Annotated in this window: 16 protein-coding genes and 2 tRNA genes; 3 read left to right on the forward strand and 15 right to left on the reverse strand. The window is 69.7% G+C overall.

Features of this window, described 5'->3' with window-relative positions; genetic code table 11:
- The 4 genes from ACFQBR_RS13140 to rplJ all read right to left on the reverse strand — a co-directional run bounded on the left by ACFQBR_RS13140 (position 1) and on the right by rplJ (position 9,350).
- Positions 1-3,879, reverse strand: a complete 3,879-nt coding sequence (locus ACFQBR_RS13140; RefSeq protein ID WP_267946696.1) for a DNA-directed RNA polymerase subunit beta' — start codon at positions 3,877-3,879, stop codon at positions 1-3.
- 34 nt (positions 3,880-3,913) lie between these two features.
- Complete coding sequence (gene rpoB, locus ACFQBR_RS13145) at positions 3,914-7,381, reverse strand: DNA-directed RNA polymerase subunit beta (RefSeq protein ID WP_267946697.1); 3,468 nt, start codon at positions 7,379-7,381, stop codon at positions 3,914-3,916.
- Positions 7,382-8,341: 960 nt separating this feature from the next.
- Complete coding sequence (gene rplL / locus ACFQBR_RS13150) at positions 8,342-8,725, reverse strand: 50S ribosomal protein L7/L12 (protein ID WP_267946698.1); 384 nt, start codon at positions 8,723-8,725, stop codon at positions 8,342-8,344.
- A gap of 97 nt (positions 8,726-8,822) precedes the next feature.
- The gene (gene rplJ, locus ACFQBR_RS13155) at positions 8,823-9,350 is read right to left on the reverse strand and encodes a 50S ribosomal protein L10 (RefSeq protein WP_267946699.1); all 528 of its coding nucleotides are present in this window, start codon (positions 9,348-9,350) and stop codon (positions 8,823-8,825) included.
- 678 nt (positions 9,351-10,028) lie between these two features.
- Between rplJ and ACFQBR_RS13160 the strand changes: the two genes are divergently transcribed.
- Positions 10,029-10,871 carry an SCO4651 family lipoprotein gene (locus ACFQBR_RS13160; RefSeq protein WP_344180386.1) on the forward strand — a complete coding sequence of 281 codons (843 nt, stop codon included), beginning with the start codon at positions 10,029-10,031 and terminating at the stop codon, positions 10,869-10,871.
- 81 nt (positions 10,872-10,952) lie between these two features.
- On the opposite strand, the gene rplA is transcribed toward ACFQBR_RS13160, so the two are convergent.
- From rplA to ACFQBR_RS13185, 5 genes are all read right to left on the reverse strand, one after another.
- The gene (rplA, locus tag ACFQBR_RS13165) at positions 10,953-11,630 is read right to left on the reverse strand and encodes a 50S ribosomal protein L1 (RefSeq protein WP_267946700.1); all 678 of its coding nucleotides are present in this window, start codon (positions 11,628-11,630) and stop codon (positions 10,953-10,955) included.
- Positions 11,631-11,752: 122 nt separating this feature from the next.
- Positions 11,753-12,181, reverse strand: a complete 429-nt coding sequence (gene rplK / locus ACFQBR_RS13170) for a 50S ribosomal protein L11 (protein ID WP_267946701.1) — start codon at positions 12,179-12,181, stop codon at positions 11,753-11,755.
- 287 nt (positions 12,182-12,468) lie between these two features.
- Positions 12,469-13,281: a transcription termination/antitermination protein NusG gene (nusG, locus tag ACFQBR_RS13175; protein WP_344180389.1), complete on the reverse strand. Its 813-nt coding sequence runs from the start codon at positions 13,279-13,281 to the stop codon at positions 12,469-12,471.
- A gap of 170 nt (positions 13,282-13,451) precedes the next feature.
- A complete protein-coding gene (secE, locus tag ACFQBR_RS13180) occupies positions 13,452-13,706 on the reverse strand; it encodes a preprotein translocase subunit SecE (protein WP_267946703.1) in 255 nt (84 codons plus the stop codon).
- Positions 13,707-13,806: 100 nt separating this feature from the next.
- Positions 13,807-13,879, reverse strand: a tRNA-Trp gene (locus ACFQBR_RS13185).
- A gap of 206 nt (positions 13,880-14,085) precedes the next feature.
- Here ACFQBR_RS13185 and ACFQBR_RS13190 point away from each other — a divergent pair.
- Positions 14,086-15,294, forward strand: a complete 1,209-nt coding sequence (locus ACFQBR_RS13190) for a pyridoxal phosphate-dependent aminotransferase (protein WP_267946704.1) — start codon at positions 14,086-14,088, stop codon at positions 15,292-15,294.
- Between the two features lie 112 nt (positions 15,295-15,406).
- Complete coding sequence (locus ACFQBR_RS13195) at positions 15,407-16,492, forward strand: adenosine deaminase (RefSeq protein WP_267946705.1); 1,086 nt, start codon at positions 15,407-15,409, stop codon at positions 16,490-16,492.
- Here ACFQBR_RS13195 and ACFQBR_RS13200 read toward each other — a convergent pair.
- From ACFQBR_RS13200 to ACFQBR_RS13225, 6 genes are all read right to left on the reverse strand, one after another.
- A complete protein-coding gene (locus ACFQBR_RS13200) occupies positions 16,455-17,048 on the reverse strand; it encodes a TMEM165/GDT1 family protein (RefSeq protein WP_267946706.1) in 594 nt (197 codons plus the stop codon). The two genes, ACFQBR_RS13195 and ACFQBR_RS13200, sit on opposite strands and share 38 nt — an antisense overlap.
- A gap of 403 nt (positions 17,049-17,451) precedes the next feature.
- Entirely contained in the window at positions 17,452-18,561 is a 1,110-nt protein-coding gene (locus tag ACFQBR_RS13205) for a UDP-N-acetylmuramate dehydrogenase (protein WP_344180392.1), read from the reverse strand.
- 27 nt (positions 18,562-18,588) lie between these two features.
- Entirely contained in the window at positions 18,589-19,014 is a 426-nt protein-coding gene (locus tag ACFQBR_RS13210; protein WP_267946708.1) for a MaoC family dehydratase, read from the reverse strand.
- A gap of 31 nt (positions 19,015-19,045) precedes the next feature.
- Entirely contained in the window at positions 19,046-19,489 is a 444-nt protein-coding gene (locus ACFQBR_RS13215) for a MaoC family dehydratase N-terminal domain-containing protein (protein ID WP_267946709.1), read from the reverse strand.
- Between the two features lie 134 nt (positions 19,490-19,623).
- A complete protein-coding gene (gene rpmG / locus ACFQBR_RS13220; protein ID WP_013156089.1) occupies positions 19,624-19,788 on the reverse strand; it encodes a 50S ribosomal protein L33 in 165 nt (54 codons plus the stop codon).
- A gap of 102 nt (positions 19,789-19,890) precedes the next feature.
- Positions 19,891-19,966 (reverse strand) — tRNA-Met (locus ACFQBR_RS13225).
- Positions 19,967-20,022: the final 56 nt, after the last annotated feature.

Below are 20,022 nucleotides of genomic sequence, written 5' to 3' on the forward strand. Positions count from 1 at the left end.
TTACCGGTTGTACGGCCCGAAGTCGTACTCCTCCAGCGGGACGGCCTCGCCGGACCCCTGACCGAAGGTGTACTCGCTCGGCTCCTCGTACCCGGAGACCGAGTACATCGAGGCCTTCGCCTCCTCGGTGGGCTCCACCCGGATGTTGCGGTACTGCGGAATACCGGTACCGGCCGGGATGAGCTTACCGATGATGACGTTCTCCTTGAGGCCGAGCAGCGGGTCGCTCTTGCCGTGGATGGCGTTCTCGGTGAGCACCCGGGTGGTCTCCTGGAAGGAGGCCGCCGACAGCCAGGACTCCGTGGCCAGCGAGGCCTTGGTGATCCCGAGCAGCACCGGGCGTCCGGCCGCGGGCTGTCCGCCCTCGGAGACGACGCGGCGGTTGATCCGCTCGAACTTCGGACGCTCGACCATCTCGCCGGGCAGGAGCTCGGTGTCGCCCGACTCCAGGATGTTCACCCGCTTGAGCATCTGGCGGACGATGATCTCGATGTGCTTGTCGTGGATGGACACACCCTGCGACTTGTACACCTCCTGGACCTCCGACACGAGGTGCTGCTGCACCGCGCGCGGGCCCTGGATGCGAAGAACCTCGTGCGGGTTGATCGCACCCTGGATCAGCTGCTGGCCGACCGTGACGTGGTCGCCGTCGCTGACGAGGAGCTGCGCACGCATCGGGACCGGGTAGGCGATCTCGTCCGTGCCGTCGTCGGGGATGACGACGATCTTGCGGCTCTTCTCGGTGTCGTCGATCCGGATCCGGCCCTCCATCTCGGAGATCGGGGCCACACCCTTGGGGATGCGGGCCTCGAAGAGCTCCTGGACACGGGGCAGACCGTGCGTGATGTCCTGACCCGCGGAACCGCCCATGTGGAAGGTACGCATGGTCAGCTGGGTGCCGGGCTCACCGATGGACTGTGCCGCGATGATGCCGATCGCCTCGCCGACGTCCACCGGCTTGCCGGTCGCCATGGAGCGGCCGTAGCAGGTGGTGCAGACGCCGATCTTGGCCTCGCAGGTCAGCGACGAGCGGATGCGCACGCGGGTGAACCCGGCCGCGATCAGCTTGTCGATGTTCTGCTCGGAGGTGTCGCTGAGCGCGGGCAGGACGAGCTTGCCGTCCGGCCCCGTCACGTCCTCGGAGAGGGTGCGGCCGAAACCGGTGTTCTCGACGTTGTGCTTGCGCACGACGGCGCCGGCGGCGTTCTTCTCACCGATCTCGTGCCAGATCGAACGGTCCGTGCCGCAGTCGATCTCGCGGACGATGACGTCCTGCGCGACGTCCACCAGACGACGGGTCAGGTAACCCGAGTCGGCGGTGCGCAGGGCGGTGTCCGCCAGGCCCTTGCGCTGGCCGTGCGTGGAGATGAAGTACTCCAGCACCGACAGGCCCTCGCGGTAGGAGGACTTGATCGGACGCGGGATCGTCTCACCCTTGGTGTTGGAGACCAGGCCGCGGATACCCGCGATCTGGCGCACCTGCATCGGGTTGCCTCGGGCGCCGGACTGGACCATCATCCACACCGGGTTGTCGGCGGGGAAGTTGTCCTCCATGTTCTGCGCGACCTCGGCGGTGGCCTGGGTCCACACCTCGGTGAGCTCCTGGCGGCGCTCGTCGTCGGTGATGAGACCGCGGTCGTACTCGCGCTGGATCTTGTCTGCCTTGCGCTCGTACCCCTCGAGGATCTCCGTCTTGCGCGGAGGCGCGACGACGTCCTCGATGCCGATGGTCAGGCCGGACCGGGTGGCCCAGTGGTAGCCCGCGTCCTTCAGGGCGTCCAGGGTCGTGGCGACCTGGACCTTGGGGTAGTTCTCGGCGAGGTCGTTGACCAGGACCGAGACCTGCTTCTTGCCCACCTGGAAGTTGACGTACGGGTAGTCGACCGGGGTGGTCTCGTTGAAGAGGTACCGGCCCAGGGTCGTCTCCAGGACGTACACGTCGCCCTGCTGCCAGCCCTCCGGCGGCGTCCAGTCCTTCGGGGCCGGGGCGCCGTCGGCGATCCGCAGGCGGATCTTCGCCTGCAGGTCCAGGTCGCCCAGGTCGTAGGCCATGATCGCCTCGGCCGGGGAGCGGAACGCGCGGCCCTCGCCCTTGGCGTCGGCCTTCTCCGTCGTCAGGTAGTACAGGCCGATGATCATGTCCTGGGTGGGCATGGTCACGGGCTTGCCGTCGGACGGCTTGAGGATGTTGTTGGTCGCCAGCATCAGCAGCCGCGCCTCGGCCTGGGCCTCGGCGGACAGCGGCAGGTGCACGGCCATCTGGTCGCCGTCGAAGTCGGCGTTGAACGCCGTGCAGACGAGCGGGTGGATCTGGATGGCCTTGCCCTCGACCAGCTGCGGCTCGAAGGCCTGGATGCCCAGGCGGTGCAGCGTCGGGGCGCGGTTGAGCAGCACCGGGTGCTCGGTGATGACCTCTTCGAGGACGTCCCACACGACCGGGCGGGACCGCTCCACCATGCGCTTGGCGCTCTTGATGTTCTGCGCGTGGTTCAGGTCGACCAGGCGCTTCATCACGAACGGCTTGAAGAGCTCCAGGGCCATCTGCTTGGGCAGACCGCACTGGTGCAGCTTCAGCTGCGGGCCGACGACGATGACCGAACGGCCGGAGTAGTCGACGCGCTTGCCGAGCAGGTTCTGGCGGAAGCGGCCCTGCTTGCCCTTGAGCATGTCGGACAGCGACTTGAGCGGCCGGTTGCCGGGACCGGTGACCGGGCGTCCGCGGCGGCCGTTGTCGAACAGCGCGTCGACGGCCTCCTGGAGCATCCGCTTCTCGTTGTTGACGATGATCTCGGGCGCGCCGAGGTCGAGCAGCCGCTTGAGGCGGTTGTTCCGGTTGATCACGCGGCGGTACAGGTCGTTGAGGTCGGAGGTCGCGAAGCGGCCGCCGTCCAGCTGCACCATCGGACGCAGGTCCGGCGGGATGACCGGGATGCAGTCGAGCACCATGCCCATGGGGCTGTTGGTGGTGTTGAGGAACGCCGAGACGACCTTGAGCCGCTTCAGGGCGCGGGCCTTCTTCTGGCCCTTGCCGGTGCGGATGGTCTCGCGGAGCTTCTCGGCCTCCACGTCCAGCTCGAAGTTGGCGAGCCGGTCCTGGATGGCCTGGGCGCCCATGCCGCCGCGGAAGTACTTCCCGAAGCGGTCCCGCATCTCGCGGTAGAGCATCTCGTCGCCCTCGAGGTCCTGGACCTTGAGGTTCTTGAAGCGGTTCCAGACCTCGTCGAGGCGGTCGATCTCGCGCTGGGCACGGTCGCGGAGCTGGCGCATCTCGCGCTCGGCGCCCTCGCGGACCTTGCGGCGCGCGTCGCCCTTGGCGCCCTGCTCCTCGAGCTCGGCCAGGTCGGCCTCGAGCTTGCGGTGCCGCTCCTCGATGGTGGAGTCGCGGCGCTGCTCGAGGTGCTGCTTCTCGACCGAGATCCGCGCCTCCAGGGACTGGAGGTCGCGCTCACGGGCCTCGGTGTCCACCCACGTGACCATGTAGGCGGCGAAGTAGATGATCTTCTCGAGATCCTTCGGAGCCAGGTCCAGCAGGTAGCCCAGGCGGGAGGGCACGCCCTTGAAGTACCAGATGTGCGTGACGGGAGCGGCCAGCTCGATGTGGCCCATCCGCTCGCGGCGCACCTTGGCACGGGTCACCTCGACGCCGCAGCGCTCACAGATGATGCCCTTGAAGCGGACGCGCTTGTACTTGCCGCAGTAGCACTCCCAGTCCCGGGTCGGACCGAAGATCTTCTCGCAGAAGAGTCCGTCCTTCTCGGGCTTGAGGGTCCGGTAGTTGATGGTTTCGGGCTTCTTGACCTCGCCGTGCGACCACTGGCGAATGTCGTCGGCGGTGGCGAGGCCAATCCGCAGCTCGTCGAAGAAGTTGACGTCGAGCACTTAATTCGTCCCCTGCTCTCGAAATCCGCGGAAGTTAGACCTCTTCGACACTGCTGGGCTCTCGCCGCCCCAGGTCGATTCCCAGTTCTTCCGCCGCGCGGAAGACGTCCTCGTCACTGTCCCGCATCTCGATGGACATACCGTCACTGGACAGCACCTCCACGTTCAGACAGAGCGACTGCATCTCCTTGATGAGCACCTTGAAGGACTCAGGGATACCCGGCTCGGGGATGTTCTCGCCCTTGACGATGGCCTCGTAGACCTTGACCCGGCCCACCACGTCGTCGGACTTGATGGTGAGCAGCTCCTGGAGCGCGTAGGCGGCGCCGTAGGCCTCCAGCGCCCAGACCTCCATCTCACCGAAGCGCTGACCGCCGAACTGCGCCTTACCGCCCAGCGGCTGCTGGGTGATCATGGAGTACGGGCCGGTGGAGCGCGCGTGGATCTTGTCGTCCACGAGGTGGTGGAGCTTGAGGATGTACTTGTAGCCGACCGAGATCGGCTCGGCGAACGGCTCGCCGGTGCGGCCGTCGAACAGGCGCGCCTTGCCGTCCTTGTTGATGAGGCGGTTGCCGTCCTTGTTCGGGCGCACCGACTGGATCAGGCCGCTGAGCTCGTCACCGTGCAGGCCGTCGAAGACCGGGGTGGCCACGCGCGAGTTCGGCGGGACCTCGGCCGCGCCGATCGCGTGGAGCGACTTCTGCCACTCCTCCTCCACCCCCTCGACCAGCCAGCCGTTCTTGGCCAGCCACCCGAGGTGGACCTCCAGGACCTGGCCGACGTTCATCCGGCCGGGCACGCCCAGCGGGTTGAGGATGATGTCGACCGGGGTGCCGTCCTCCAGGAAGGGCATGTCCTCCTGCGGCAGGATCTTGGAGATGACGCCCTTGTTGCCGTGGCGGCCGGCGAGCTTGTCACCGTCGGTGATCTTGCGCTTCTGGGCCACGTAGACGCGGACCATCTCGTTGACGCCGGGGGCGAGCTCGTCGCCCTCCTCGCGGCTGAACACGCGCACGCCGATGACCTTGCCGGTCTCGCCGTGCGGCACCTTCAGGGAGGTGTCGCGGACCTCGCGGGCCTTCTCGCCGAAGATGGCGCGCAGCAGGCGCTCCTCCGGGGTCAGCTCGGTCTCGCCCTTGGGCGTGACCTTGCCGACGAGGATGTCGCCGTCCACGACCTCGGCGCCGATCCGGATGATGCCCCGGTCGTCGAGGTCGGCCAGGACCTCCTCGCTGACGTTGGGGATCTCGCGGGTGATCTCCTCCGGGCCCAGCTTGGTGTCGCGGGCGTCGACCTCGTGCTCCTCGATGTGGATCGAGGAGAGGACGTCGTCCTGCACCAGGCGCTGGGAGAGGATGATCGCGTCCTCGTAGTTGTGGCCCTCCCAGGACATGTAGGCCACGAGCAGGTTCTTGCCGAGCGACATCTCACCCTGGTCGGTGGAGGGCCCGTCGGCGAGGACCTGGTTGGCCTCGACCCGCTGGCCCTCGCTGACGATCGGCCGCTGGTTGAAGCAGGTGCCCTGGTTGGAGCGCTGGAACTTGCCCATGCGGTACGTCTTGCGCGTGCCGTCGTCCGCCATGATCGTGGCGTAGTCGGCGGTGACGTCCTCGACGACGCCGGCCTTCTCGTTGAGGATGACCTCACCGGCGTCGGTCGCGGCGCGGTACTCCATGCCGGTGCCGACGAACGGCGACTCGGCGCGCAGCAGCGGCACGGCCTGGCGCTGCATGTTGGAGCCCATGAGCGCGCGGTTGGCGTCGTCGTGCTCCAGGAACGGGATCATGGCGGTGGCGACCGACACCATCTGGCGCGGCGACACGTCCATGTAGTCGACCTCGTCGGTGCTGACCTGCTCGAACTCCCCGCCCTTGCGGCGCACGAGCACGCCGGCCTCGGCGAAGGTGCCGTCGGCGTTCAGCGGCGTGTTGGCCTGCGCGATGACGTACAGGTCCTCCTCGTCCGCGGTCAGGTAGTCGACCTGGTCGGAGATGCGCCCGTCGATGACCTTGCGGTACGGGGTCTCCACGAAGCCGAAGGAGTTGACCCGCCCGTAGCCCGCCAGGGAGCCGATCAGACCGATGTTGGGACCCTCGGGGGTCTCGATCGGGCACATGCGGCCGTAGTGGGAGGGGTGCACGTCGCGCACCTCGAAGCCCGCGCGCTCACGGGACAGACCGCCCGGACCCAGCGCCGAGAGGCGGCGCTTGTGGGTCAGGCCCGCGAGCGGGTTGGTCTGGTCCATGAACTGGGACAGCTGCGAGGTGCCGAAGAACTCCTTGATGGAGGCGACGACGGGGCGGATGTTGATCAGGGTCTGCGGCGTGATCGCCTCGACGTCCTGGGTGGTCATCCGCTCGCGGACGACGCGCTCCATGCGGGCCAGGCCCAGGCGGACCTGGTTCTGGATGAGCTCGCCGACGGTGCGCAGGCGGCGGTTGCCGAAGTGGTCGATGTCGTCGGTCTCGATCGGGCGGAGGCCGTTGACGGTCTCCTTCTCCACCTCGCCCGCGTGCAGGCGGACCATGTAGTCGATCGTGGCGACGATGTCGTCCTCGGTCAGCGTGCCCTGCGTGTAGTCGGCGTCGAGGCCGAGCTTCTTGTTGATCTTGTAGCGGCCGACCTTGGCGAGGTCGTAGCGCTTGGGGTTGAAGTAGAGGTTCTCCAACAGCGCCTGGGCCGACTCCTTCGTGGGCGGCTCTCCGGGGCGCAGCTTGCGGTAGATGTCCAGCAGCGCGTCGTCGGTGCCCGCCGTGGGGTCCTTCTCCAGCGTGTTGCGGATGGACTCGTACTGGCCGAACCGCTCCAGGATCTGGTCGGTGGTCCAGCCCAGCGCCTTGAGCAGGACGGTGACGCCCTGCTTGCGCTTGCGGTCGATGCGGACGCCGACGAAGTCGCGCTTGTCGACCTCGAACTCCAGCCAGGCGCCGCGGGACGGGATGACCTTGCAGCCGAAGAGGTCCTTGTCGGTGGTCTTGTCGACGGACCGGTCGAAGTAGACGCCCGGGGAGCGGACCAGCTGGGACACGACGACGCGCTCGGTGCCGTTGATGATGAAGGTGCCCTTGACGGTCATGAGCGGGAAGTCGCCCATGAACACCGTCTGGCTCTTGATCTCACCGGTGTCGTTGTTGATGAACTCCGCCGTGACGAACATCGGGGCGGAGTAGGTCATGTCCTTGTCCTTGCACTCCTCCTCGGAGTACTTGGGCGGCTCGAACCGGTGGTCGCGGAACGAGAGGGACATGGTGCCCGAGAAGTCCTCGATCGGGCTGATCTCCTCGAAGATCTCTTCGAGACCGGACTGCTCCGGAACGTCCTTGCGGCCGGCGTTTCGGGCCGTCTCGACCCGGGTCTTCCACTTGTCGTTGCCCAGCAGCCAGTCGAACGACTCGGTCTGCAGGGCCAGAAGGTTCGGAACCTCGAGGGGTTCCTGGATACGGGCGAAAGAAACGCGGTGCGGACCAAGGGCGTTAGCGGAGGCGTTGCGCGAGGCTGCCAACAGGGGTCCTTCCGAAGGCTTGTGGCGGTTGAAGCGCGCACGCCAGACGATCCGTCACGAGAGGGACCGCCGCAACGCGGTTGAGACGGTCACATCGAGCGGGTGACGGGCCACCGTATGTCCAGAAATGGGATGGGTGGCAGCCGTGCACCGGCACAGGGATCACCAAAGGGCAGCGCAAAAGAGCAGTGTAGCCGAACACCACACCGCTGTCCACTCACGGTCCACAGCGCAACTCACGACACCGGCAGGATCACCCGTGAAGGGCGATCCGTCAAGCCCGGCCGTCGTCCCGCGCGGCCCGCGACGGAGAACCTCCGACCGTGGACCAGCCCCTCCGCCGTCTCCGGCACAGGGGTGTCCGGCCTCGGGCCGTCTGCCCGTCCGCTCCCCCGAGGGGGAGCCGTCCGCCGACGGACCGGCTCCGGTCCGCCGTCCCTCACAACCCTCGGGATCGCCCTCGACCGGGATCGGTGGAGCTGGCGCGCCTGCCCTGGCCCCAGGGGGTTGTGAGCCCGTCGGACACCCGAAAAGGTTCCCCCGCGGGGGGCGGGTAAACCCTCTCCCGGGGCCTCGTCGGGATTCCCGGGACGGGAGATTACCGCGTCCGGGGGACAGTTCGCACACGCGGCCCCTGACCTGGTGCTCCCGAACCGCCCCAGCTTCGCACACCCGGCGGAGCGAACGGCGTCGGAACACGGCGCACCCGGGGAGAGGGGACCTTCGTCGCACGGGTCCGGGACCAGGGGCCCTGTCGCGGCGGGCGCGGGGGGGGACTGGGAGGGGCGGGGCGCCGCCGGGGAGCGCGGGCACCTGCGGGGCGCGGGGCGCGGCACCCGGGCCGAGGGGGCCGGGCCCCGCGCCCCACGGCCGGGCCCGGGAACGCGAACGCGGCCGCCCCTCCCGGAGGAGGGACGGCCGCGTGGAGCAGACCAGCGGGCCTGTGCGGCCCGCGGAGGACTACTTGAGGGTGACGGTGGCGCCGGCGCCCTCGAGAGCGGCCTTGGCCTTCTCAGCGGCCTCCTTGTTGACGCCCTCGAGCAGCGGCTTCGGAGCGTTGTCGACCAGGTCCTTGGCCTCCTTGAGACCCAGGCTCGTGAGGCTGCGGACCTCCTTGATGACCTGGATCTTCTTGTCGCCGGCGGACTCGAGGACGACGTCGAACTCGTCCTTCTCCTCGACCTCGGCCGGAGCGGCACCCGCGGGGCCGGCGACGGCGACGGCGGCCGGGGCGGCAGCGGTGACGTCGAACTTCTCCTCGAAGAGCTTCACGAAGTCGGCCAGCTCGAGAAGGGTCATCTCCTCGAAAGCGGCAAGCAGGTCGTCGTTGCTGAGCTTCGCCATGATGCGGTTTCTCTTTCTCTACAGACACGCGCGCCTGTCGGCATCACGTGCGAGCCTTCGGCGGGGCGCCCTCGGCGCCCGCCGCGGTTCAAAAGGTTCAGGCAGCTTCCTGGGAACGCTTGTCCGCCAGGGCCTGCGCGAGGCGCACGGCCTTGGAGGGAAGCGCCTGGAAGACGGCGGCGGCCTGGCCCTGCTTGGCCTTGAGCGCGCCGGCAAGCTTCGCGAGGAGAACCTCGCGGGACTCCAGGTCGGCCAGCTTGGTGATGTCCTCGGCGCTCATCGACTTGCCGTCGATGATGCCGCCCTTGATCACCAGGGGCGAGTTCGCCTTCGAGAAGTCGCGCAGACCCTTGGCGGCCTCGACCACGTCACCGTGGACGAAGGCGATGGCGGACGGGCCCACCAGAAGATCCTGGATCTCCTGGTCGACGCCGGCCTCCTTGACCGCGATCTTGGTCAGCGTGTTCTTGACGATGCGAAAACGCGCGTTCTGGCCGAGGCTGTTGCGCAGGTCGGTGATCTGCGCGACAGTGAGCCCCCGGTATTCGGTCAGCACGGCGCCGCTCGACTCACGGAATTCCTCCGTGAGTTCGGCGACCGCGGCTGCCTTGTCCGGCCTCGCCATGGGACTCCTTCCAACATTGACTTCGATCCCGCGCCTGACGGCGGGGTGTCCCGCACCTCGCGGGGCGGAGTTCCTGACTCGTGCGCCGGAAACCGCCCCGGGCGGACTCGGAACGGACCCGCTCCGGCTCCGCCTGCCTTCCGGCCGGGGCCCGGTGGACCACCGGTACCGGCCGGTGCGGGTACGAGCGCCGGTCGGTTCCCAAGGACTCGCGCGATCGGCGTCAGCACGAGAAAAAGCCCCGAGCGCCAGGCGCACGGGGCACGACCGCGTTCTCTCGGCGCGGAGTGCGCGCCCGGAACGGGAAAGCTCTAGTGACACCTGCGCGGGCGCCCATCGCGGATGGGTCCTTAGGGCCACCCCTGCGGGTGGCGACCAGCGGTCTTCGGCAGCCTCCATCGTAACCGACGCCCGGGGGTGCTCGTCCCCTCCGGCGGAACCGCCGGTGTGATCGCGCGCACCCCGCGCACGCGCGGGGACCGTCGGTACATGTGCCGGACCGGCTCCAGGCCGTCCGCGCGCCCCGCGCACGCGCGGGAACCGTACGGGGAGACCGGCCGTCGAAGGGGCACTCGCGAATAATCGACCGATATGTCGGTTGTGTGCGGGAAGATGTCTCCCGGGCGCCCCCGCTCCCGGACGCGCCCGTCCCCCACCCGAAGAAAGCGGAACACCTTCGTGAAGACGCGTATGCCCTCCCTGCTCACGGCGGGAACCCTCGCCCTCGCCCTCACCGCCTGCGGCGGCGGCGCCCCGGAGGAGGAGGCGGTCGAGGTCGAGGCGGCCGAGGAGCCCGGAGAGGGCGGCGGTGTCCTGGACATGCTCGCCGAGCTCGCCTCGAGCACGCAGGAGGTCACCAACTACACGCTGGACCTCGACCTGTCCATGCCCGACCCCGAGCTCGGCACCGTGGACATGACGATGACCTACGAGGTCATGGACGACCCCGAGGCCGCGCAGGTCACCATGGTGATGCCCTTCGTCGGCGAGATGCTGCTGGAGCTCGCCGCCCTGGGCGGGGAGGACCCCGGCCTGACGGCCGAGGAGCTCGGCACGACCGTCCTCATCGTCCCCGCGGAGGGCGAGTCCCTGGTGTCCAACCACAACGGCCTCCAGGAGGTCGACACCCCCTGGGCCCGCGGCGTCCAGGACACCGCGGAGCTGGGCCCGCAGGAGATGTTCGACATCGCCTCGCTGCCCGACCTGGTCGGCGCCTTCGCCGAGATCGACCAGATCGAGGCGGCCGGCACCGAGGAGGTCGGCGGTGTCGAGACCACCCTCGTCGAGGGCACGATGACCACCGAGGAGATCGACGCCCTGGACGCCGAGCAGAAGCTCGCCGTGCTGGAGCTGATCGGTGACGTCAGCGGCTCCGTCGACGTGTCCATCTGGGTCGGCCGGGACGGCTTCCCGATGCGCCTCGACTTCTCCGACGAGGAGGCCGACGTGTCCATGGTCTTCTCCGAGCTGGGCGAGACCTCCTTCGAGATCCCCGGCGAGGACGAGATCACCGACCTGTAGGGGCCCGGTACGAGGAACGGCCCCCGCGTCCGGTGGACGCGGGGGCCGTCGCCGTCTGCGGGACGGCTACGCGGAAGGACGTCAGGCGTCGAGCGGGATGCTCGGGCCCATGGTCGTGCTGACCACGGCCTTCTTGATGTAGCGGCCCTTGGCGGCGGACGGCTTGAGGCGGTTCACCTCGTCGATCGCGGCCTGGTAGTTCTCCAGGAGCTGCTGCTCGCCGAAGGAGGCCTTGCCGATGATGAAGTGCAGGTTCCCGTGGCGGTCCACGCGGAACTCGATCTTGCCGCCCTTGATGTCGGTCACGGCCTTGGCCACGTCCGGGGTGACGGTGCCCGTCTTCGGGTTCGGCATCAGGCCGCGCGGGCCGAGCACGCGGCCCAGGCGGCCGACCTTGCCCATGAGGTCCGGGGTGGCGACGACGGCGTCGAAGTCGGTGTAGCCCTTGGCGACCTTCTCGATCATCTCGTCGTCGCCGATGATGTCGGCGCCGGCGGCGAGAGCCTGCTCGGCACGCTCACCGGTCGCGAAGACCAGGACCCGAGCGGTCTTGCCGGTGCCGTGCGGCAGGTTCACGGTGCCACGGACCATCTGGTCGGCCTTGCGCGGGTCGACGCCCAGGCGCAGGGCGACCTCGACGGTCGAGTCGAACTTGGAGCTGGAGGTCTCCTTGGCGAGCTTCACGGCCTCGGCGGGGCCGTGGAGCTTGTCGCGGTCCACCAGTTCGCTGGCTTTGCGGTAGGTCTTGCTGCGCTTCACGCTGTTCTCCTAGGGAACGTGTGGTCGTCGGGCCAGCGCCTGGCCCTGCCACGGTGGTTCTTGAACGTCGAGCGTCCCCGGTCGCCCCGCCCCGCCTGGGGTCGGCGCCACCGTGCGGGGGGCTACTTGACCTCGATGCCCATCGAACGGGCGGTGCCGGCGACGATCTTGGTCGCGGCCTCGATGTCGTCGGTGTTGAGGTCGGGCAGCTTGGTCTGCGCGATCTCGCGGACCTGCTCGGCGGTGATGGAGCCGGCCGTGGTGCGACCCGGGTCGGTGGCGGCCTTGTCCAGCCCGGCGGCCTTCAGGATCAGCTTCGGCGCCGGAGGCGTCTTGGTGACGAAGGTGAAGGAACGGTCCTCGTAGATGGAGATCTCTACGGGGATGACGTTGCCGCGCTGGGACTCCGTGGCAGCGTTGTACTGCTTGCAGAAGTCCATGATGTTGACGCCGTGCGGACCGAGAGCGGTACCAACGGGCGGCGCCGGGGTCGCCTGACCGGCGGGGAGCTGCACCTTGACGAGTGCGGCAAGTTTCTTCTTCGGAGGCATATCGGGTCCTTTGCCTGATCTGCGTTGTGTGCTGGTCCCTGGCCTCCCCGCGGCGCCGTGCGGTCGTGGCGATCGCGGCGGCACCGCTGCCGAAGGAGGCGCGGCCCCGCGCCGGAGGGCGCGGGGGCGACGGCCCGCCGGGACCTGGCGGGCCGTGACGTGCCCTGCCTGGGCGGGGCACGAGAGTGGGTCCACCGCGAGGGTGGACCCACCAAGTCTATGTCGCCGTGACGAGTGCCTTGACGGTCGTCCCGCGGGCACGGCGCCCCGCCGGACGGCGGCCCGGGTCAGATCTTGGCGACCTGGGTGAAGGACAGCTCGACCGGCGTCTCGCGGCCGAAGATCGACACCAGCACCTTGAGCTTCTGGGTGTCCGGGTTGATCTCGCTGACCGTGGCGGGCAGCGTGGCGAACGGGCCCTCCATGACCGTGACGGACTCGCCGATCTCGTAGGCCACGTCGGAGCGGACCTCGCCGCCGGCACGGGCCTTCTGCGCCTGCTCCGGCTCCTGCTCCGGCTCGGGCGCGAGGAGCTTGGCGACCTCGGTCAGGCTCAGCGGGGCGGGCTTGTTGGACAGGCCCACGAAGCCGGTGACGCCGGGGGTGTTGCGGATCGCCGACCAGGACTCGTCGGTCAGGTCCATGCGGACGAGCACGTAGCCGGGCAGGACCTTCTCGGTGACCTGCTGGCGCTTGCCGCTCTTGACCTCGGTGACCTCGTGCTCGGGCACCTCGACCTGGAAGATGTAGTCCTCCATGTTGAGGGACTGGGTACGGCTCTCGACGTTGGCCTTGACCCGCTTCTCGTAGCCCGCGTAGGTGTGCACGACGTACCAGTCGCCGGGCAGCAGGACCAGCTCGTTCTTGAACTCCTCGACGGGGTCGAGGCGCGGGGCCTCCTCGGCCTCCTCCTCGCCCTCGTCGTCGGCGTTCTCGTCGTCGGCGTTCTCGTCCGCGTCGCCGGTCAGAGCAGGGCTGTCGTCGTCGGCCTTGTCGGCCGCGTCCTCGGACAGCTCGCCCGCCAGGCCGGTCTCTTCCGCAGACGACTGATCCGGCTCCTCATCGGGGAAGTCGTCAGAGGTCAGTGGGGACTCGGACACGGCTGCTCTTTCTCTCGTCGGATGCGCTCTGCGGAGCGACGCACGCCGAACAGCGGTCTGCGTCGAACCCAGTCATGCCAGCTTACGGTCTGTCCGGGCGGCGCGGGACCGACGCGCGGACGAGTGGGGCCGCGCCCCGGTCGTCCGGAGGCGCGGCCCAGAAGTCTCGGTCAGACGCCCGCCGGGCGGCCGAAGGTGCCGTAGAGCCAGGTGATGGCCTCGCCGAAGCCCCAGTCCAGGAGCGAGACGTAGCCGAGGACGACCACCACGAAGACGAGGACGACGATGGTGTAGGTCACCAGTTCGCGGCGCGTGGGCCAGCGAACCTTGCGCAGCTCACCGACGACCTGCTTGGTGAACGTCACCGGACCGGTACGACGCTTCGGCTCCTTGTCGGGCTTCGCGTCGGCGTCAGTCTGTGTCACCTGGGGTCCTTAGGGTCGCGGGCTGCCAGAAATCCCCGTAGTTCCGATGCCCCGTGCGGAGTGCCGGCCCGGAGGCCGCCACTCCGCTCGCGCGGACTTGCAGGGCAGGAGGGACTCGAACCCCCAACCGCCGGTTTTGGAGACCGGTGCTCTACCAATTGAGCCACTGCCCTTGACGGAAACTGCGCTCCCACCATAGCCGGTCGCCGCGCGCTACGCACACTGATGGCCCGGTAACACCTGGGCCACGACCGTTCGGCGCGACCGAGTGTATGCCCATTCGCCCGATCTGACCAAACCGCCGGAGGACCGGCGCCCCCTCCGGAGGCGCCTCGCGGGCTCCCGGTCCGGGACGGGCCCGCGTGGCACCATGGGCGCCATGAGCGACCGACCCCGTGTCTCCGCACGCATCAGCGCCGTCTCCGAGTCCGCCACCCTCGCCGTGGACGCCAGGGCCAAGGCCATGAGGGCGGAGGGCCGCCCCGTCATCGGCTTCGGCGCGGGAGAGCCCGACTTCCCGACGCCCGACCACGTCGTCGAGGCGGCCGTCGCGGCGGCGCGCGACCCGCGCTTCCACCGCTACACGCCGGCGGGCGGCCTCCCCGAGCTGCGCGAGGCCGTCGCGGAGAAGACCCGGCGGGACTCCGGCTACGCGGTGGAGCCCTCGCAGGTGCTGGTGACCAACGGCGGCAAGCAGGCCGTCCACGAGGCCTTCGCCGCCATGCTGGACCCGGGCGACGAGGTCCTCCTGGTCGCCCCGTACTGGACCACCTACCCCGAGTCGGTCAAGCTCGCGGGCGGCGTGCCGGTCTTCGTCGTCACCGACGAGAGCACCGGGTACATGGCGGGCGTGGAGCAGTTGGAGGCCGCGCGCACCGAGCGCACCAAGGTCCTGGTGTTCGTGTCCCCGTCCAACCCGACGGGCGCCGTCTACCCGCGCGAGCAGGTCCGGGCGATCGGCCGCTGGGCGGACGAGCACGGCCTGTGGGTCCTCACCGACGAGATCTACGAGCACCTGGTGTACGGCGGCGCCGAGTTCTCCTCCCTGCCCGTGGAGGTTCCGGAGATCGCCGACCGCACCGTCGTCGTGAACGGCGTCGCGAAGACCTACGCGATGACGGGTTGGCGCGTGGGGTGGATCATCGGCCCGAAGGACCTGGTCAGGGCCGCCTCCAACCTCCAGTCGCACGCCACCTCGAACGTCGCCAACGTCTCGCAGGCGGCCGCCCTGGCCGCCGTCTCCGGCGGCCTGGCCGCCGTGGAGGAGATGCGGGAGGCCTTCGACCGCCGCCGCAGGACGATGGTCCGGATGCTCGGCGGGATCGACGGCGTGGTCTGCCCGGAGCCGCGGGGCGCGTTCTACGCGTACCCGTCCGTGAAGGGCGTGCTCGGCAGGGAGGTGCGCGGCAGGACGCCCCGGACCTCCGCGGAGCTGGCCGAGCTCGTCCTGGAGGAGGCCGAGGTCGCCGTGGTGCCCGGCGAGGCCTTCGGCACCCCCGGCTACCTGCGCCTGTCCTACGCGCTCGGCGACGAGGACCTGGCGGAGGGCGTGGGGCGGCTCCAGAGGCTGCTGGGCGAGGCGCGGTAGCGGACGGCCCCCGCCCGCGCGGAGCGCGGCCCGGGGCGCCCGTCCGCCGCCCCGGCGCGGCAAGTACGGCGTCCTGGCACCGGGGGCGCCCGTGATACGGCAGGCTTGGTTCATGGAGACACCGACCACCGCTCGCCGATTGGACCGGCTGCCCAAGGCCCACCTGCACCTGCACTTCACCGGCTCGATGCGGCACTCGACCCTGGTCGAGCTCGCCGGGGAGCGAGGAGTGCACCTTCCCCAGGCCCTGGTCGAGGAGTGGCCTCCCCGGCTCCGGGCCACGGACGAACGCGGCTGGTTCCGCTTCCAGCGCCTGTACGACATCGCCCGCTCGGTGCTGCGCAGGCCGGAGGACATGTACCGGCTGCTGCGCGAGGCCGCCGAGGACGAGCGCGAGGCCGGGTCCGCCTGGCTGGAGATCCAGGTCGACCCGAGCGGGTACGCGTCCCTCTTCGACGGCCTCACCGCCACCCTGGAGCTGATCCTGGACGCGGCCCGCGCCGCCGAGCGCGACACCGGCGTGGCCGTCGGCCTGATGGTGGCCGCCAACCGGACCAGGCACCCCCTCGACGCCAAGGCCCTGGCGCGGCTGGCCCGGCAGTACGCGGGCAAGGGGGTCGTCTCGTTCGGGTTGAACAACGACGAGAGGCGCGGGCGCGCACGCGAGTTCGAGGGCGCCTTCAGGATCGCCCGCCGGGCCGGCCTGCTGTCCGCCCCGCACGGGGGCGAGCTCCAGGGGCCGCGCAGCGTGCGCGAGTGCCTGGACGAGTTGAGCGCCGACCGGATCGGACACGGCGTCCGCGCCGTGGAGGACCCGTACCTGGTCGAGCGGATCGCCACCCAGGAGGTCACCCTGGAGATCTGCCCGACCTCCAACGTGGGCCTGGGCGTGTACGAGGACCTGGAGCACCTGCCCCTGCGCAGACTCTTCGAGGCGGGGGTCCCGATCGCCCTGGGGACCGACGACCCGCTGCTGTTCGGCCCCCGCCTGGTGGAGCAGTACCGGATCGCGCGCGAGGTGTTCGGCTTCTCGGACGCCGAGCTGGCGGCGCTGGCGGGGATGTCGATCCGCGGGTCGGGCGCGCCGGACGCGCTGAAGAAGGAGCTGCTGGGCGGGGTGGAGGCCTGGCTGGCCTCGGAGCCCGAGCCCGTGCCGGACGCTACGCCAGGAGCATCCAGGCCCCCTGGCCGAGCATGACCGCTCCCGCCCCGAAGAACAGGACGGCGGCGCCGATCCGGATGGCGCGCTCGGGGAGCTTCTTGCCGAGGGCCGCGCCGAGGGCGATGGCGATGGCGTCGGCGGCGACCATGCCGAGGGTCGAGCCGATCCAGACGGGGAGCCAGTGGTGCTGGGTGCCGACCGTGATGGTGGCGAGCATGGTCTTGTCGCCGAGCTCGGCGACGAGGAAGACCACGAAGACGGTCATGAACGCGGAGCGGATGCGCCTGGAGGCGGCGCGCCTCTCGTCGTTCTCGGTCATCTCGTCGCCGCGCAGGGTCCACAGCCCGAAGAAGAGGAAGGCCGCGCCGGCGACGAGGGTGAGCCAGTCGGTGGGGATGGCGGCGCCCAGGACCTCGGCGAGGAGCACGCTTCCGGCGTGCACGACGAGGGTGGCCGCGGTGATGCCCAGGAGGACCGTCAGGGCCCGGTAGCGGGTGGCCAGCGACATCGCGACGAGTTGGGTCTTGTCGCCCATTTCGGCGATGAAGATGGCGACGGCGCTGAATCCGAGGCCCGCGAGAAAAGCGGTCATGCGTCTGCCTCCGTACGAGGTGTGCAGGGCGGAAGGAGGCGGAGAGCGCCCCTTCAACCCGGTCGTCCTGAACCGGGTCAAAGGTCTCGTCCGCCCGCCGCGCCGGAATGCGGCTCCCGTTCCACCGGGGGCCTCCTCGTCGGTTCGGGCTCGTACGACCGGGCCGTGGGGCGGCCAGTGTGTCGATCGCACGCATTGGGGACTACTCCCCTTCGACACCCGTACTTTATGCCGAAAGAACGGCGAATGGCAATTCATTGCCTCTTCGCATTTCTTTATTCGGAGCGGCTCATAAACGAGTTCGGTTCACCGAACTTCTTTCTTGGGGAAAGGCCACTCCGTTGTGCGGCACGGCGGCCCCCGGCCGCCCGCGGGCCGGTGCGGCGGTCGGGGGCGCGAGGCGTCAGAGGGAGACGCCGACCATCACGGGCTCGTTGACCAGGCGGACCCCGAAGGCCTCCTCGACGCCGTCGCGGACGTCCCGGGCCAGGGCCAGGAGGTCCTCGGTGGTGGGCGCCCCCGGGACGGTGGTGAGGGCGAGCACGTGCTTGGAGGAGACGCGGGCGGTCCCCCTGGCGTGGCCGCGGAACCCCGCCCGGTCGATGAGCCAGGCCGCGGACAGCTTGACGTTGCCGTTCCCGTCGGGGTGGCCGGGCATCCCGGCGTCCGCGCCGAGCCGCCGGTCCGCCCGTGCGCGCACCTCGGCGAACTCCTCGGCCGTGACCACCGGGTTGGTGAAGAAGGAGCCGGCGCTGCGGGTGTCGGGGTCGTCGGGGTCCAGGACCATGCCCTTGCCCCTGCGCAGGCCCAGGACGGTCTCCCTGGCGCGCTCCAGCGGCACCCTGTCCCCCGCTTCGGCACCCAGGGTGCGGGCGACCTCCGCGTAGGCGATCGGGCGGCTGAGCTTGGCCCGGCGGAGGGCGAACACGACCTCGCACACCACGTACCGGTCGTCGCCCTTGAAGGCGCTGTCGCGGTAGGTGAACCCGCACTCGGCGTTGCCCAGGACGCGCCGCTCGCCGGTCCGCCGGTCGTAGACCAGCACCTCGCGGATGGTCTGGCTGACGTCCTGGCCGTAGGCGCCGACGTTCTGGATGGGGGTGGAGCCGACCCGGCCGGGGATGCCGGAGAGGAACTCCAGGCCGTTGAGCCCCTCGGCGACGGTGCGCTCCACGAGCGGGTCCCACTCGACGCCCGCCTCGGCGCGCAGCAGCACGACGGGCTCCCCCGTCCCGGGGTCGGTGTCGCCGGTCTCCTCGAAGGAGGCCCCGGGCGTGTCCACGAGGACCACGGTGCCCGGGAACCCGTCGTCGGAGACGACCAGGTTGCTCCCGCCCCCCAGGACGAGGACGGGCTCCCCCGCGGCGTCGGCCGCGGCGACCGCCGCGACCAGCTCGTCGGTCGTACGGGCCGTCCGGGAGGTCGTCGCCGGGCCGCCGAGGCCGAGCGTGGTGTGGTCGCAGAGCCAGAGGACCTGGTTCTGGGGGGCCTCGTTCTCGTGGACTGTGGACACGGTCACCTCACTGCTTCGCTACTGCCGTCAGGCCAGGCGGACGACGGCTTTGGACTGCACCAGGACCTTCGCGCCGCCGGAGCGGGCGGTCAGCAGGACCGTGACGGTGCCGTCGTCGTTCTTGGACTTGACCTTGCCGCCGACGGTGATCTCGGCTCCCTCGTCGTCGTCCGGGACGACCACGGGCGCGGAGAAGCGCACCGAGTAGTCGACGACGCAGCCGGGGTCCCCGGTCCAGTCGGTGAGCACCCGCGCGGCCTCGGCCATCGTGAACATGCCGTGGGCGATGACGTCGGGGAGCCCGACGGACTTGGCGAAGCGCTCGTTCCAGTGGATGGGGTTGAAGTCGCCGGAGGCGCCCGCGTAGCGGACGAGGTCCAGGCGGCGGACCGGGAAGGTCCGCTCGGGCAGCTCGGTGCCGACCTCGACGTCGGCGTGGCTCAGCCTGCTCACGATCGCGTTCCTCACGTTCCTGTGGATGGGGTCACTCGCCGCGCACGACGAGCATCATCGTGGTGGTGACCACGTGTTCGCCGTCGGCGTTGTCGGCCACGGTCTCCAGGGTGAGCAGTTCGTTGCCGCCGAGGGACTTGATGCCCGTGATGCGGGTGACGCTGCTGAGGACGTCTCCGGCGTGCAGGGGCCGGCTGTAGTGGAAGCTCTGGTCGCCGTGCACGACACGGGAGAAGTCGACCCCCAGCTCCGGGTCGGCGATGGCCTGCGCGGACCCGGCCATGCCCAGGATCACGGGGAAGGTGGGCGGCGCGATCACGTCGGGGTACCCGGCGGCCTTGGCGGAGGCCGTGTCGGTGTACACCGGGTTGGGGTCGTTGACCGCCTCGGCGAACTCCCGGATCTTGCCCCGGGTCACCTCGTAGGACTCCGGCGCGGGGTACTCCCGGCCGAGGTAGTCAGGGTTGATCGCCACGCTCTCCCTCTCCTGGTTCTGCAACGCGGGCCGGAGGGGCCCGGATACGCGAACAGCCCGGTGAGCGGATCGCTCACCGGGCTGGAAGTCTATGAGAAGCTCACGTCGGCCTCAGCCGCGCCGCTCGCGAGGACCTAGCGGGTCTCGCGGTGCTCGTTGTGCTTGCGGCAGTTCGGGCAGAACTTCTTGATCGCGAGCCGGTCGGGGGTGTTCCGACGGTTCTTGCGCGTGATGTAGTTACGGTGATTGCACTCCTGGCAGGCCAGGGTGATCTTCGGCCTCACGTCTGTGGCAGCCACTTCGGAGTGCCTTTCTCGCTGGAAACAGTACCTAGTGCGCAGTAGAACACTGCAAAGCGCCCGCGACGACCCCTGAGAACAGTGTCCCAGGGGTCAACGGGTTGGTAGCGGGGGCCGGACTTGAACCGACGACACAGCGATTATGAGCCGCTTGCTCTACCGACTGAGCTACCCCGCCCCGATCAACGGAACCCGGCCCCCGTGGGGACCGGTCCCGGTTCAGGCCGGTAGATG

Source organism: Nocardiopsis tropica, from assembly GCF_042660575.1.
GTDB lineage: Bacteria > Actinomycetota > Actinomycetes > Streptosporangiales > Streptosporangiaceae > Nocardiopsis > Nocardiopsis tropica.